The organism is Pseudomonas sp. H9 (genome assembly GCF_004353925.1).
Classification (GTDB): domain Bacteria; phylum Pseudomonadota; class Gammaproteobacteria; order Pseudomonadales; family Pseudomonadaceae; genus Aquipseudomonas.
In genome coordinates this window covers 44,908-60,223 of the sequence record NZ_SMOK01000005.1, presented here as the reverse complement: position 1 = coordinate 60,223, position 15,316 = coordinate 44,908, and the positions used below count along the sequence as shown (strand labels likewise).

Sequence of the window (15,316 nt, the reverse complement as noted above, 5' to 3'; positions counted from 1 at the left end):
AAGGCAGTTTCAAGGACAACGGCAGTGCTGAATGTGTGACAGGGCGTGCCAGTAGCGGGGCCTGATCGGCTATGCTTGCGCAGCGCACGGAATGTGAAACTGGCTCGGGACTCATGGATATCAAGTTCACCAATCGCCTGTCCTACAAGCAAGCCCGGCTGACGGTCCTGGTCGGCTTCATCCTGGGTACATTGCTCAGTCTCATCCAGATCGGTATCGATTATGCCAGCGAAGACGCCTCTATCAACCGCGAGATGCAGGCCCTGCTGCAAATCAGCCACAATCCGGCGTCGCGCATTGCCTACAACATCGACGCCGAACTGGCCCAGGAACTGACCGGCGGCCTGTTGCAGTCGCCAGCGATCACCCGCGCACGCCTGATCGACAATAACGACACGGTGCTGGCCGATGTTCAACGCCCTCGCAGCGAGAGCAGCTACCGCCTGTTCAGCGATTTTCTGTTCGGTGAAAGCCGGCAGTTTGAGGACTCGTTGTTTCTCAGCCACATGCCCGACGAGTACCTGGGCACCTTGAATCTGGAAGTCGATACCTTTGCCTTTGGCAGCCGATTTCTCAAACGCGCCGAGATCACCCTGCTCAACGGTTTTTTCCGCAGCCTGATCCTGACTGGCATTCTGCTGACGCTGTTCTATTTCATGCTGACCAAGCCCTTGGTACGGGTGATAAGCGCATTAGCCAACCGCGACTCACGCCAACCTGAGCAATCGAAACTGGCGTTCCCGCCCGGCCATGAGCACGATGAAATTGGCGTACTGGTCAAAGTCGCCAATCAGCAGTTCGTCAGCATGGCTACCGAAATTCAACAGCGACGCAACGCCGAGAATCGCCTGACCGAATACCTCAGCGAGCTGGAAAACATCGTTTCGGCACGCACCAATGAACTCAAGACCAGTAACAGCCGCCTGAGCCAATCCAACGAAGAGCTGGAGGTGGCACGCCGAAGGGCACTGGACATGGCCCAGGCACGCGCCGCCTTCCTGGCCAACATGAGCCATGAGATCCGCACCCCGCTCAATGGGCTGCTGGGCATGATTGCACTGTCTCTGGACAGCCCACTTGGCACTGAACAACGCCAACAGTTATCGATCGCCCATGATTCGGGCAAGGTGCTGGTGGAACTGCTCAACGACATCCTCGATCTGTCCAAATTCGACGCAGGTCAACTGGAGCTTGAACGTATTCCCTTCGACCTCGGTGCGCTGGTTGAAGATACGGCCAACCTGCTGTCACAAAACGCCGGCCCCAGTGTCGAGCTGACTTGCCTGATCGACCCGGCATTTCCCGCCATGGTGCTGGGCGACCCCACCCGCGTTCGACAGATTGTCAGCAACCTGCTGTCCAACGCGCTGAAGTTCACGCGTTTTGGTCGCGTCGATGTGCGGCTCAGTGCCACCAACGGCGGCGTCCGCCTGGATGTCTGCGACACCGGCATCGGTATTGCCCAGGACGCCCAGGTGAAAATTTTTCAGCCCTTTACCCAGGCTGGTGCCGGTATCACCCGACAATACGGCGGTACCGGCTTAGGGCTGACACTGACCAACAACCTGTGCGAGGCCATGCAGGGTCGCCTGAGTATCAGTTCTGAAGCCGGTTTCGGCAGCCAGTTCAGCGCCGAACTGCCCTTGCCCTGCCACTCCCCCGCCGTGCCTGCAGAACACCTGCAGGGGCGTGTTGCCGCCCTGACCAACGCCAACAGTGGCCTGGCCGAGCTGCTGCAAAAGCTGCTCCCGGGCTGGGGGGTAGACTACCAGCGCTACGACCTGGTCAATCAACTACACAACGCAAGCCCCGACTTGTTGATTACCGACGATCTGGCAAGCCTTTTCACGCTTCGCCCGCAGATTCAAGCTCCGATCCTGTTGGTGACCGCCTACGGTAACTTCCTCACCGGTGAACAAGCACTCAGCCTGGCTCCTCTGCAGCAGCTGGCCCGGCCACTGGCACGCAACGCCTTGTACCAAAACGTGCGCCGCGCACTGCACGGTACTCACCCAATGAACCCCAACACGCAGCACAGCACGCGTGACAGCCTGAGCCGCGCACGCATACTGTTAGTGGAAGACAATCCGGTGAATCAACTGGTCGCCAAAGGTATGTTGGCCAAGCTTGGCTGTGACGTCAGCATTGCCACTCAGGGAGCAGAGGCCCTGGAGCATTTGGAACATACGCCTTTTGACCTGGTGCTCATGGACTGCAACATGCCGGTCATGGACGGCTATGAGGCCAGCCGCAAAATTCGCCAGAGCGGGCGCTGGCCGCATTTACCCATTGTTGCCCTGACAGCCAACGCCATGCCCGAAGAACGCGAGCGCTGCCGGGTGGCGGGCATGAACGACTACCTGGCCAAGCCGTTTCGACGCGAAGAGCTATTGGCCTTGATCGATCACTGGGTACCGCTAAGCACTACTTGAGCAGCTTCTCGATCGACGCAGTCAAAGCTTCAGGCTTGGTGCTCGGCGCGTAGCGAGTGACGTTGCCACTGGCCGGATCCACCAGGAACTTGGTGAAATTCCATTTGATTTTTTGTGAACCAAACAAGCCGGGAGCGCGTTTTTTCAGTTCAACGAACAACGGGTGGGCGCCATCACCATTCACTTCGATCTTGCGAAACAGCGGAAAGCTGACCCCGAAGTTGGTCTCGCAGAACTGCGCAATTTCCCTGGCATCGCCCGGCTCCTGCTTGCCGAACTGGTTACACGGAAAGCCCACCACCACCAGACCACGCTCGCGGTAGTGCTGCCAAAGCTGCTCAAGCCCTTTGTATTGCGGGGTAAATCCGCACTGGCTGGCGGTATTGACCACCAACAGTGCCTTGCCCTGGAAATCACCCAGGACCTTCTGCTCACCGCTCAGGGTGACGCAGGGAATGCTCAGCAGTGCGTCGGCCATGACCGCTTCTCCTCTGTTAGCGTGGCACCAGGTCCAGGCAGACCGAGTTGATGCAATAGCGTAGCCCGGTCGGAGGTGGGCCGTCAGGAAACACGTGACCCAGGTGAGCGTCGCATTGCGCGCACGTCACCTCGGTACGGATCATGCCGTGAGAGGTGTCGCGAATCTCGATCATCGCGCGGTCCTCGATCGGCTCGTAAAAACTCGGCCAGCCGCAACCAGAGTCGAATTTGGCCTTCGAATCGAACAGCGGCGCCTTGCAGCAGATACAGTGATAGACACCATCAGTTCTGGTGCTGTTGTATTGGCCACTGAATGGCCGCTCGGTACCCTTCAGGCGACAGACGTGGTATTGCTCCGGGTCGAGCATGGCACGCCATTCCTCCAGGGTTTTCTCTATCTTTTGCATGTGCAGGCCTCGGCAGACTAAAAACCCCGCGCTGCGTCTTTTCCACAACGCGGTCGGCACGTATATTATTGCGCCTCATCAGACATCAGTCTGGCACCCGCGTTACACGCATTTCAAACGATTTCACAGCGCAGTGCGCGGCGATCTTTTCTAATCGGGATCACATCATGCAGGTCAGCAAATCGAACAAGCTCGCCAATGTCTGCTACGACATTCGCGGCCCGGTGCTCAAGCACGCCAAACGTCTGGAAGAGGAAGGCCACCGCATCCTCAAGCTGAACATCGGCAACCCGGCACCCTTTGGTTTCGAAGCACCGGACGAAATCCTCCAGGATGTGATCCGCAATCTGCCCACCGCGCAAGGCTACAGTGACTCCAAAGGCCTGTTCAGCGCGCGTAAAGCCGTGATGCAGTACTGCCAGCAAAAGCAGATCGAAGGTGTCGGCATCGAAGACATCTACCTGGGTAACGGCGTTTCCGAGCTGATCGTGATGTCGATGCAGGCGCTGCTCAACAACGGTGACGAGGTGCTGATCCCGGCTCCGGACTACCCACTGTGGACCGCCGCAGTGAGCCTGGCTGGCGGCAATCCGGTGCACTACCTGTGCGATGAGCAGGCCGACTGGTTCCCCGACCTCGACGACATCAAGGCCAAGATCACCCCCAACACCAAAGCGCTGGTGATCATCAACCCGAACAACCCAACTGGTGCGGTGTACTCACGCGAACTGCTGCTGGGCATGCTGGAGCTGGCACGTCAGCACAACCTGGTGGTGTTCTCCGACGAGATCTACGACAAGATCCTCTACGACGAAGCCGTGCATATCAGCACTGCGTCGCTGGCCCCGGACCTGCTCTGCCTGACCTTCAACGGCCTGTCCAAATCCTACCGGGTGGCGGGCTTCCGCTCTGGCTGGCTGATCATCTCGGGCCCCAAGCAGCACGCCCAGAGCTACATCGAAGGCATCGACATGCTGGCCAACATGCGCCTGTGCGCCAACGTACCAAGCCAGCATGCTATACAAACCGCCCTCGGCGGCTATCAGAGCATCAATGACCTGGTACTGCCCAACGGTCGGCTGCTCGAACAGCGCAATCGCACCTGGGAACTGCTCAACAGCATTCCCGGCGTCAGCTGCGTCAAACCCATGGGTGCGCTTTACGCCTTCCCACGGATCGACCCAAAGGTTTGCCCGATCCACAACGACGAGAAGTTCGTCCTTGACCTGCTGCTGTCGGAAAAACTGTTGATCGTTCAAGGCACCGCCTTCAACTGGCCTTGGCCAGATCACTTCCGCGTGGTCACCCTGCCGCGCGTCGACGACCTCGAGCAGGCCATTGGCCGCATCGGGAACTTCCTGAAGACCTATCAGCAGTAACTTACAAACTGTAGAGAATTCCTGCGCCGTTTCCGGCGCAGGTCCTTCAGATCATTTACCTCCTCTGTAAGACCTCGCCTACCTGACGTGCGAGTTGGCGGAATTCGGCTGTAATACAGAGAAGTACACAGTTTGAAATAGTCGCCCGGTTGAATCACTGAAGCCCGCGCCTTATATACCCCCGCATACGTGACATTTTTATCCGTCAGGAGACCGTAACAACCATGATGCGCATCTTACTGTTTGTAGCCACCAACCTTGCGGTTGTGCTGATTGCCAGCATTACCTTGAGCCTGTTCGGCTTCAATGGGTTCATGGCGGCAAACGGGGTTGACCTCAAACTCGACCAGTTGCTGATTTTCTGCGCCGTGTTCGGCTTTGCCGGCTCGCTGATCTCGCTGTTCATCTCCAAGTGGATGGCGAAAATGAGCACCGGTACGCAGATCATCAGCCAGCCGCGCACACGCCACGAGCAGTGGCTGCTGCAAACGGTCGAAGAGCTCTCCCGTGAAGCTGGCATCAAAATGCCCGAAGTGGGCATCTTCCCGGCTTACGAGGCCAACGCCTTTGCCACCGGCTGGAACCGCAACGACGCCCTGGTTGCCGTCAGCCAAGGCCTGCTGGAGCGCTTCTCGCCCGATGAAGTTCGCGCCGTACTGGCCCACGAAATCGGCCACGTCGCCAACGGCGACATGGTCACCCTGGCGCTGGTTCAGGGCGTGGTCAACACCTTCGTGATGTTCTTCGCCCGCATCATCGGCAACTTCGTCGACAAGGTGATTTTCAAGAACGAAGAAGGCCAAGGCATCGCCTACTACATCGCGACCATCGTCGCCGAGTTGGTACTGGGCATTCTGGCCAGCATCATCGTCATGTGGTTCTCGCGTAAACGCGAATACCGTGCCGACGAAGCTGGTGCCCGCCTGGCTGGCACCAATGCCATGATCGGCGCTCTGCAGCGCCTGCGCTCGGAGCAAGGCGTGCCTGTGCATATGCCCGACACGCTGAACGCCTTCGGCATCAACGGTGGCCTCAAGCAGGGCCTGGCTGGCCTGCTGATGAGCCACCCGCCGCTGGAAGACCGCATCGAAGCACTGCGCCGCCGCGGTTAAGCATCACAGCAATGAAAAAGGCGACCTGCGGGTCGCCTTTTTTTTGCGCAACACCCGGTAGGAGCGGGCTTGCCCCGCGATAGCGGTCTTTCAGTCACATCGCATCGCGGGGCAAGCCCGTTCCCACAGCAAGCCCGCTCCCATCGGAGGCCAGGCAGTAGGCCCGCTCAAAAAGATGTGTTGCACCGGCCTGCTGAAACTTTGGGCTCGCCTCCAACACATCGTGCGCCGCGCGCTCAACAGGATGCCAGGCAGCGAGCAGCGCCTGAACTTCCGCATCAGTGACCGCAAAGGGTGGCCCGTCGATTTGCGATTGATCGTAATCCAGTGTGATCAACAGGCCTTTGGCCGATGTGGGCAAAAGTGCCTGCAGGTGTGCAGCATAGCGCTTGCGCATATCCGCCGGCAGTGCAATCAACGCTGCGCGGTCATACAAGGCCGTACAACCACGGACGTCCTCGGTGCTCAACGCGAAAAAATCACCGCAATAGATTTCAATAGCCTCGCAACGAAAGACCTTGAAGGCTCCCTCTTGCGTCACCAGAGGCTGCAATTGATGCTCACTGAAGAAGTCTTCTACCGCCTTCTCGGAGAGCTCCACGCCCATCACCTGAAGGCCCTGCCCTGCCAACCAGAGCATGTCGAGGCTTTTTCCACACAGCGGCACCAGTACCCGCTCGCCCGCCACCACGCCTAACGCTGGCCAGTACTGCTGCAGGTACGCATTGACCTGAGGCTGATGAAAGCCGATCTGATTACTGTTCCAGCGTGAATGCCAAAATTCCGCCTGCATGCCTCACCTCAATAAATTCGATCAAATGCTGCGAAAACTTATATTAGATTTAGATCAATGTTGTGCCTGAAGATAGCCTCATCTTAACGTCAGGAACGCCGCTATGCTGCCCAGTCTGTTTATTTCCCATGGCTCTCCCATGCTCGCGCTGCAGCCAGGCGCCAGCGGCCCAGCCCTGAAACGTCTGGCCGCAACGCTGGAGCGTCCGAAAGCAATCGTTGTCGTTTCAGCGCACTGGGAAAGCCGCGAACTGCTGGTGTCCAGCAGCCCGCAGCCACAAACCTGGCACGACTTCGGTGGCTTCCCGGCAGCACTGTACGCCGTGCAATACCCGGCGCCAGGCGAGCCTGCCCTGGCGCAGCGCGTCAGTGAACTGCTCTGCGCTGCCGGTATGCCAGCCCGCCTCGACCCGCAGCGCCCGTTTGACCATGGCACTTGGGTGCCGCTGTCACTGATGTACCCCAAGGCCGATATTCCCGTGGTGCAGGTTTCCTTGCCTACCCAGCTCGGCCCGCAACTGCAAGAACTGGTGGGCCGTGCGCTGGTCGGCTTGCGTGAGCAAGGTGTTCTGCTGATCGGCTCTGGCAGCATTACCCACAACCTCGGCGAACTGGACTGGCACGCCGGCCCGGAGAGTATCGAGCCTTGGGCATTGGCATTTCGCGATTGGATGATCGAGAAATTAGAGGCAGGCGACACCGCCGCCCTGCATGATTACCGGCATCAGGCACCGTTTGCCGTGCGCAGCCATCCGAGCGATGAGCATTTGCTGCCCCTGTACTTTGCCCGCGGCGCTGGCGAACGATTCGGGATCGTCCACCAAGGCTTCACGATGGGGGCGTTGGGGATGGATATTTATCGCTTTGATTGACATTTCGCGGGGCAAGCCCGCTTGTGTCTCAAGAGCAGCTGGCTTGAATGTGCTTCGCTAGCAGCAGGGTAGGCCCGGTGGGAGCGGGCCTTGCCCCGCGACCGGCTGCGCAGCGGCCGTAAACACAGCTGCTTGCAAGGCAGCTGACATACCGAGGCGACTGAATTGCTACCGCTTCGCGCCAGATCGCAGGGCAAGCCAGCTCCCACCGGGTGCTGGCTTCATGGTCAATGGTCACTTCGGGCAAAGCCCTGCAAGACGGTATCTCCCACCGGAGATGTGCAAGCCCCGCGATTGCAGCCTGTCAGGCAAAAAAAATCCCCGACTCAGTCGGGGATTTTTTTAGCGCTCGCGGATCAGTCTTCGCGGTAGCGGCGCAGCTTCAGCTGCTTACCGGCAACACGGGTATCCTTGAGCTTGGCCAGCAGACGCTCCAGACCTTCTTCCGGCAGCTCGACCAGGCTGAAGCTGTCGCGCACCTGGATGCGACCGATGGCTTCGCGGGCCAGGCCACCTTCGTTGAGGATGGCGCCGAGCAGGTTCTTGGCCGCGATGCCATCACGCGCACCCAGCGCGGTACGGCAGCGGGCACGGCCTTCAGCCAGCGGCATTGGCGCACGACGCTCACGCTCACCACGCTCTGGACGGTCACCGCCAGTGCGCTCACGCGGGGTGTAGGTCGGAACCAGCGGCTGCTCTTTCTCGACCGCTTCCAGGGTCAGGGCTTGACCGTTGGTAGCCTTGCGCAGCAGTGCTGCGGCCAGCGCACGCGGGCTGCAGCCGATGTCGGCAGTCAGACGATCCAGCAGATCACCGTGGGTGGACTCAGCTTCGGCCACCAGCGGCGCCAGGCTGTTGGTCAGCTTCTTGATACGTGCATCAAGAACGGCCTGGGCATTTGGCAGACGAACTTCGGCAACCTTCTGGCCAGTAACACGCTCGATCACTTGCAGCATGCGGCGCTCACGCGGGGTGACCAGCAGCAGTGCACGACCTTCACGACCGGCACGACCGGTACGGCCGATACGGTGAACGTAGGACTCCGGGTCGTACGGCATGTCAACGTTGAACACGTGAGTGATGCGCGGTACGTCCAGACCACGGGCAGCAACGTCGGTAGCGACGACGATGTCCAGACGGCCATCCTTGAGCGAGTCGATGACGCGCTCACGCTGGTTCTGGGCAATGTCACCGTTCAGCGCAGCAGCTTTGTAGCCTTTGGCTTCCAGGGCGCTGGCCAGATCCAGGGTGGCTTGCTTGGTACGCACGAAGGCGATCAGGGCATCGAACTCTTCCACTTCCAGCAGGCGCAGGACGGCAGAAACCTTCTGGTCGGCGTGGACCATCAGGTGAGCTTGTTCGATAGCGGTTACGGTCTGGGTCTTGCTTTGGATCTTGACGTGCTTCGGCTCACGCAGGTGACGCTCGGCAATTGCGCGGATCGAGGCTGGCAGGGTGGCCGAGAACAGTACAGTCTGACGGCTTTCCGGCATGGCCTTGAAGATCACTTCCAGGTCGTCCATGAAACCCAGCTTGAGCATTTCGTCGGCTTCGTCGAGTACCAGATGGTTGACGGTAGCCAGGACCTTTTCGTCGCGACGCAGGTGGTCGCACAGACGGCCCGGGGTTGCCACGACGATTTGCGCGCCGTTGCGGATTGCTTTCAGTTGTGGGCCCATCGGGGCACCACCGTATACGGCCACCACGGTTACGCCCGGCATTTGCTTGGCGTAGGTTTCAAAAGCGGTGGCTACTTGCAGCGCCAACTCACGGGTTGGCGCCAGGATCAGGGCTTGCGGCTCGCGCTTGCTCGGGTCGATGCGGTTCAGGATAGGCAGTGCGAAGGCAGCGGTTTTACCGGTACCTGTCTGCGCCTGACCGATCATGTCGTGACCGGCGAGAATAATCGGGATCGATTGCTGCTGAATGGCGGACGGCTCTTCGTAGCCGGTAGCCAGTACAGCAGCAACAATGCTCGGATGAAGATCGAGAGCGGCGAAGCCGCCGGTTTCCTGGGTCATGGGTCTGCCTCTAAGTGCATCCGCAAAGACCCATGCTCCAAAGCTGCGCATGCCTTGTAAGACCCGAAGGTCACCCTGGCAGCTTTGTCGGCGGGGATTTGCGAAAACGATTGAAGAAAAAAAGGAACGTCAAGGAGAGCCCGCAGAGCGGACGCGCAGCCGAAGCTGGCTTCGGAGAATTGCACTACCTAAACGAGGTCCGGTAAAAGACCGGCGCGTACTATACCTGAATTCGCAAATCACGGGAGATTTTTTTATCGCAACACGCCAGCGTCAGGCCGCGTTGCCACGGGCCTGGGTGGTTGAGGTTGCAGGCGGCTGAATCGATTTTCTTTCGCCTGCTCTAGGATGCGGCTCAGGTGGCCGGGCGAATCTCGCTGATCAGCGGTTGCAACGAGTAGCCCAAGCGCGGCGCCAAGGCTTCTGCCCGCGCTTTGAGCCCGTCCAGATCAAGCGTTTGATCAAGCTCAGCCGGCACCAACAGGATCACATTGCCCTCTTTGACCGGCAGCTCCCAGTAATGATGGTGATAAAGACCGCGCAACAAGGCGGCGCCCAACGGCTTGCCATCATCACCAGCCCATTGGTTGATGATCAGCCATCCGCCGGGCTGCAAGCGCTTCTGGCAGTCTTCCAGGAAACGCCATGCCAGGTGGGCTGCGTTGGGACCATGATCGGTGTACAAGTCGACGAAGATCAGATCGGCCGGTTCCGCCGTGTTAAGCAGTTCCATGGCATCGCCAATGCGGATGTAAAGACGCGGGTCATCGTCCAGGCCCAGGTACTCGATGGCCAGGCGCGGTACATCGGGGCGTAGCTCAATGGCCTCGACGTCTTCGAGCGGCAGGAACTTCAGGCACGCCTGGGTCAGGGTGCCAGCACCCAAGCCAAGGAACAGCGCACTTTCAGGTGCCTCATGGCACAGCGCACCAATCAACATGGCGCGGGTATAGTCATACTCCAGCCAACTGGGGTCGGCAGTAAATACGCAGCTCTGCTCGATCGCGTCGCCGAACTCGAGAAACCGATAGTCCTCGACTTCCAGCACGCTGATGGTGCCGTATTGGTCTTGCACCCGGGCCAGCACCCGCTCCACCCGTTCCACTGTCATGCTGTCTCCCGGCTCGCGCCGCTGCCTCAAGCAAAAGCCGCCATTGTCCGTCAATGGCGCCAGTGCAACAAGGCGCACTGCAACTGGTAACATGGCAGACAGCCCATTTACGATCAGATCGAGCCTGTGATGAACCAACCCTGGAGCCCTGACAGCTGGCGCGCCTTGCCGATCCAGCAACAACCGACCTACCCCGACGCGGCCCATTTGCTGCGGGTCGAACAGACCCTGGCCAGCTATCCGCCGCTGGTCTTCGCCGGCGAAGCCCGCGAGCTGCGCCGACAGTTTGCCGAAGTCACTCAGGGCCGGGCGTTTCTTCTGCAAGGCGGCGACTGCGCGGAAAGCTTTGCCGAGTTTTCCGCAGCGAAAATTCGCGACACATTCAAAGTACTGCTGCAGATGGCCATTGTGATGACGTTTGCTGCGGGTTGCCCGGTGGTCAAAGTCGGGCGCATGGCCGGGCAATTTGCCAAGCCACGTTCAGCAGGTGATGAAACCATTGCCGGGGTAACACTGCCCGCCTACCGCGGCGATATCGTCAATGGTATCGGCTTTGACGAAAAGAGCCGCGTCCCAGACCCTGAGCGCCTGTTGCAGGCCTATCACCAGTCCACCGCCAGTTTGAACCTGCTGCGCGCCTTCGCCCAGGGCGGCTTTGCCGACCTGCACCAGGTGCACAAATGGAACCTGGACTTCATCGCCAACTCGGCCCTGGCAGAGAAATACAGCCAACTGGCCGACCGTATCGACGAGACGCTGGCCTTCATGCGTGCCTGCGGTATGGACAGCTCGCCACAACTGCGCGAAACCAGTTTCTTTACTGCCCACGAAGCACTGCTGCTGAATTACGAAGAAGCCTTTGTACGCCGCGACAGCCTGACCAACGACTACTACGACTGCTCGGCGCACATGCTCTGGATCGGAGACCGCACCCGTCAGCTCGACGGTGCACACGTGGAATTCCTGCGCGGTGTGAACAATCCGATCGGGGTCAAGGTTGGCCCGAGCATGAACACCGAGGAGCTGATTCGCCTGATCGATGTGCTCAATCCGAGCAACGACCCCGGCCGCCTCAACCTGATTGTGCGCATGGGTGCTGACAAGGTGGGCGAGCATCTGCCTGCACTGATTCAGAGCGTCGAGCGTGAAGGCCGCAAGGTGCTGTGGAGCTCGGACCCGATGCACGGCAACACCATCAAGGCCAGCAGCGGCTACAAAACCCGCGATTTCGCCCAGATCCTCAGCGAGGTCAAGCAGTTCTTCCAGGTGCATCAGGCCGAAGGCAGCCACGCCGGCGGTATTCATATCGAGATGACCGGGCAGAATGTCACCGAATGCATTGGTGGCGCGCGGCCAATCACCGAAGACGCCCTGTCGGACCGCTACCACACCCATTGTGACCCGCGGATGAATGCCGATCAGTCGTTGGAGCTGGCCTTCCTGATCGCCGAGACCCTCAAGCAAGTTCGCCGCTGAACGCACTGTGTGCCAGCGCCAGGCGCAATCGCGCGGCGCTGGCACGCGGGCAGTTGAGCTGCACTCGACTCAGGCCAAGCCACGCAGCCATCCGCCACAGGCTGTCGGCCAAGGCCTGCATCCCGACGTCATCAAGCCCGTATTCTTCCTCATGCAAGGCATAAATGGCCAAGCATTCATTGGCCCGCTCCGCGCGTAGGTCAACTCGCGCCACAATCCGCTCGTTGTGCAGAAACGGCAAAACGTAATAGCCGTATACGCGCTTATGGGCCGGTGTATAAATTTCCAGGCGGTAGTGAAAATCGAATAAGCGCTCGGTGCGCTCGCGCTGCCATACCAACGAATCGAATGGTGACAGCAATGCGCTGCAGGCCACCTTGCGCGGCAATCGCACATCATTCAGGCAGTAGGCCGGTTGCGCCCAGCCTTGTACGGAGCACACCTGCAACTGCCCCGCCTCGACCAGCTCAGCCACCCGTGCCTGGCTGTCTGCCGGGCTCAAGCGATAGTAATCGCGCAGGTCCTTTTCCGTGGCTACCCCCAGCGCCTTGGCGGCCTGCAAGAGCAACCCGCGCTGCGCCTGGGCCTCATCCAGCAGCGGCTGTTGCAGTAACGTTGCCGGCAAGACGCGTTCCGGCAAGTCATACAAGCGCTCAAAACCACGGCGCCCGGCAACCGTCACCAGCCCGGCAGCAAACAGCCACTCCAGCGCATGCTTTTCTGCGCTCCAGTCCCACCAGGGGCCAGCGCGCTCCGCCCGGGTCGACAAGCTGCCCGCTCCCAGCGCGCCTTGACGGGTCACTGCGCCAAGCACGCGTTCGATAGTCGGTTGCTGCTCTCGCCCGAAGCGCGCCAACTGTTGATAGATCCCCTGCCCCTGACGCGCACGCTCCATACGCCAGCGCAGCAAGGGATACAGCTGCAAGGGCAACAACGATGCTTCATGCCCCCAGTATTCAAAGAGTTTGCGCTGGCGCTTATGCCCCCAGGCGATCTGATCCAGCAAGGCCTGTGGATAACTGCCCAACCGGGAAAACAGTGGCAGATAGTGCGAACGCACCAAAGCGTTGACCGAATCGATCTGAACCACGCCAAGGCGCTCGAACAATCGCTGCAGGTGAGCGCCACTTACGCTGGCGCGAGGCCCGGCGCCTGACAGCCCCTGAGCCACCAACGCCAACCGGCGTGCCTGTAACAGGGAAAAGGATTGTGTGGTGGGCATGCCCGACTCCTTCAGAACAAGCCCACTCAAGGTAGTCGCGACACCGGTTGGGCGCGACTCATTTTTTCAGCGGGTCATCCCAGAATGGCCGCTCCACCTCCTGCAAGATATCTACACGGCTCATACCGATATCGTGCAGCGCAGCGTCACTCAAGCGTGCCAGCTCCAAGCGTTGCTGGTGCAACTGCCACCAGCGCGCCAACTGCCGAATAGCGCCCTGGAACAGCTGGGAAAAGCCGCCCTGATGCGGCTGAGGGTACAGCAGGACCAGCGATTTCTGACCTTTCATCGTCTTGCCCTCCGTGTGGGATGACGACAGTGTCAGGTCAGGCCTAAGATCAATCCAACGAATGTTTCTTATGTCATACATCTAGGGGATTGATGCATTGTCCCAGTACCAGAGTATCGACTCCGAAGTCTTGCGTACCTTCGTCGCCATTGCCGAGCACGGCGGTTTTACCCGTGCCGGTGAAGTGGTCAACCGCACCCAGTCGGCGGTGAGCATGCAGATGAAGCGCCTCGAAGAGGACATCATTCAACGCCAGCTGTTTGAACGTGACGGGCGCCAAGTGCGCCTGACCGCCGAAGGCCAGGTATTGCTCAGCTACGCACGGCGCATCCTCAAGTTACACGGCGAGGTGTTCAACACGCTGCGCATGCCGCACATGGTGGGCATGGTGCGAATCGGTACACCGGACGACTACGCCATGCGCTTTCTGCCTGGCATTCTCTCCAGCTTCGCGCAGGCCTATCCCCTGATCCAGGTTGAAGTGCACTGCGAAAGCTCGCGGCAGTTGATGCAGCGTCAGGATCTGGACATGACCATTGTCACCTGCGAACCCGGCCATGAAGTCGGCCAATTGTTACGCCGCGAGCGTGCGGTTTGGGTCCAGGCCCAGGGGTTTTGCCCGCACGAACACAGCCCTTTGCCATTGGCTGTGTTCAACACCGACTGCTGCTGCCGTACCTGGGCCTGCAATGCCCTGGATACGATCGGCAAGGAATACCGCATTGCCTATACCAGCGCCAGCACACCGGCAATCATGGCGGTGGTCAGTGCCGGCCTGGCCGTGACGGCTCAATTGCAGAGCCTGATCACCAGCGATTTGCGCATCATCGGTGAAGCCGAAGGCCTGCCTGAACTGCCAACGGCGAGCATCATGTTGCTGCGCAACCCCAGCACACAATCACCGATGACCGACTGCATGGCAGATTACATTGCCGAAGGCTTCAAATCTTGAACGCCAGCATCACCGCACAGAGCACGAGAAAGCCGCAGAACAGCGAGCGCAGAACTTTTTCCGGCATGGCATGAGCCAGTTTCACCCCCCAACTGATGCTCAGCAGGCCACCAATCGCCAAGGGGATCCCCATACTCCACTGCACATGCTGATGAATGCCATAAGTCAGCAGTGTCACGGCGGTGCTCGGCGCAGCCAGGGCCAGCGAGAGCCCTTGGGCAACCACCTGCGTGGTGCCGAAGACACTGGTCAGAACAGGCGTTGCCACCACCGCCCCACCCACGCCAAACAGACCACCCAGAACGCCGGCACCGCCACCCAACACCCCAAGCCACGGCCAGGGATGACGCAACGTGCTGCTCGGTTGAGCCTTGCGCATGAACATACGCGCCAGGTTCCAGGCGGCCAGCGCTACCAGAAACAACACAAATCCGAAACGCATGGCCTGCGCATCAAGGCCGACAGCCCAGATCGAGCCAAGCCAGGCAAAGACAAAACTGGCAGCCGCCAGGGGCAACGCATGCTGCAACTCGATGCGGTTACGTTGGTGATAGCGCCACAGCGCCAGCAAGACGTTTGGCACCACCATTACCAGCGCCGTGCCCTGCGCCAGTTGCTGGTCGAGGCCGAACAACACGCCAAGGGCTGGAATGGCGATCAACCCGCCGCCAATCCCAAACAAACCACCCACGGTGCCCAGCGCCGCGCCCAGTGCGATGTAGATTACCCACTCAATCATTGCTGCCTCTCACCGAAAACCAATGGCTGCAT

The 15,316-nt window shown here is 59.8% G+C and carries 13 protein-coding genes and 1 pseudogene; 6 read left to right on the top strand and 8 right to left on the bottom strand.

The window, feature by feature from the left end; translation table 11 throughout:
* Window positions 1-71: 71 nt before the first annotated feature.
* On the top strand, window positions 72-2,432 hold the full coding sequence (locus E1573_RS04000) for a response regulator (protein WP_133210865.1): 2,361 nt from the start codon (window positions 72-74) through the stop codon (window positions 2,430-2,432).
* Here E1573_RS04000 and E1573_RS03995 read toward each other — a convergent pair.
* Together E1573_RS03995 and msrB are read right to left on the bottom strand one after the other, a co-directional pair.
* Entirely contained in the window at window positions 2,425-2,910 is a 486-nt protein-coding gene (locus tag E1573_RS03995; protein ID WP_133210863.1) for a glutathione peroxidase, read from the bottom strand. The two genes, E1573_RS04000 and E1573_RS03995, sit on opposite strands and share 8 nt — an antisense overlap.
* Window positions 2,911-2,926: 16 nt before the next feature.
* The gene (msrB, locus tag E1573_RS03990) at window positions 2,927-3,319 is read right to left on the bottom strand and encodes a peptide-methionine (R)-S-oxide reductase MsrB (RefSeq protein ID WP_133210861.1); all 393 of its coding nucleotides are present in this window, start codon (window positions 3,317-3,319) and stop codon (window positions 2,927-2,929) included.
* 167 nt (window positions 3,320-3,486) lie between these two features.
* On the opposite strand from msrB, the gene E1573_RS03985 reads away from it, so the two are divergent.
* Complete coding sequence (locus E1573_RS03985) at window positions 3,487-4,698, top strand: pyridoxal phosphate-dependent aminotransferase (protein ID WP_133210859.1); 1,212 nt, start codon at window positions 3,487-3,489, stop codon at window positions 4,696-4,698.
* Window positions 4,699-4,922: 224 nt separating this feature from the next.
* The gene (gene htpX, locus E1573_RS03980) at window positions 4,923-5,810 is read left to right on the top strand and encodes a protease HtpX (protein WP_130265684.1); all 888 of its coding nucleotides are present in this window, start codon (window positions 4,923-4,925) and stop codon (window positions 5,808-5,810) included.
* A gap of 94 nt (window positions 5,811-5,904) precedes the next feature.
* On the opposite strand, the gene E1573_RS03975 is transcribed toward htpX, so the two are convergent.
* Entirely contained in the window at window positions 5,905-6,603 is a 699-nt protein-coding gene (locus E1573_RS03975; protein ID WP_133210857.1) for a thiopurine S-methyltransferase, read from the bottom strand.
* A 103-nt stretch (window positions 6,604-6,706) separates the two neighbouring features.
* On the opposite strand from E1573_RS03975, the gene E1573_RS03970 reads away from it, so the two are divergent.
* Window positions 6,707-7,474, top strand: coding sequence for a class III extradiol ring-cleavage dioxygenase (locus E1573_RS03970; protein WP_133210855.1), 768 nt, complete (start codon window positions 6,707-6,709; stop codon window positions 7,472-7,474).
* 356 nt (window positions 7,475-7,830) lie between these two features.
* Here E1573_RS03970 and E1573_RS03965 read toward each other — a convergent pair.
* A pseudogene (locus E1573_RS03965) lies at window positions 7,831-9,529 on the bottom strand (DEAD/DEAH box helicase).
* Window positions 9,530-9,850: 321 nt separating this feature from the next.
* Window positions 9,851-10,606 (bottom strand): spermidine synthase, encoded by a 756-nt coding sequence (locus E1573_RS03960; RefSeq protein WP_133210851.1) that lies wholly within the window; start codon window positions 10,604-10,606, stop codon window positions 9,851-9,853.
* Between the two features lie 129 nt (window positions 10,607-10,735).
* Here E1573_RS03960 and E1573_RS03955 point away from each other — a divergent pair, with 129 nt between their 5' ends.
* Window positions 10,736-12,082 carry a class II 3-deoxy-7-phosphoheptulonate synthase gene (locus E1573_RS03955; protein WP_133210849.1) on the top strand — a complete coding sequence of 449 codons (1,347 nt, stop codon included), beginning with the start codon at window positions 10,736-10,738 and terminating at the stop codon, window positions 12,080-12,082.
* On the opposite strand, the gene E1573_RS03950 is transcribed toward E1573_RS03955, so the two are convergent.
* Both E1573_RS03950 and E1573_RS03945 read right to left on the bottom strand, forming a co-directional pair.
* On the bottom strand, window positions 12,063-13,304 hold the full coding sequence (locus E1573_RS03950) for a winged helix-turn-helix domain-containing protein (RefSeq protein WP_133210847.1): 1,242 nt from the start codon (window positions 13,302-13,304) through the stop codon (window positions 12,063-12,065). The genes E1573_RS03955 and E1573_RS03950 overlap by 20 nt on opposite strands.
* A 58-nt stretch (window positions 13,305-13,362) precedes the next feature.
* Window positions 13,363-13,593: a DUF1127 domain-containing protein gene (locus tag E1573_RS03945; RefSeq protein WP_371925124.1), complete on the bottom strand. Its 231-nt coding sequence runs from the start codon at window positions 13,591-13,593 to the stop codon at window positions 13,363-13,365.
* 97 nt (window positions 13,594-13,690) lie between these two features.
* Here E1573_RS03945 and E1573_RS03940 point away from each other — a divergent pair, with 97 nt between their 5' ends.
* The gene (locus E1573_RS03940; protein ID WP_133210843.1) at window positions 13,691-14,545 is read left to right on the top strand and encodes a LysR family transcriptional regulator; all 855 of its coding nucleotides are present in this window, start codon (window positions 13,691-13,693) and stop codon (window positions 14,543-14,545) included.
* Here the strand turns inward: E1573_RS03940 and E1573_RS03935 are convergent.
* Window positions 14,535-15,284, bottom strand: a complete 750-nt coding sequence (locus E1573_RS03935; protein ID WP_133210841.1) for a sulfite exporter TauE/SafE family protein — start codon at window positions 15,282-15,284, stop codon at window positions 14,535-14,537. The two genes, E1573_RS03940 and E1573_RS03935, sit on opposite strands and share 11 nt — an antisense overlap.
* Between the last annotated feature and the right edge of the window lie 32 nt (window positions 15,285-15,316).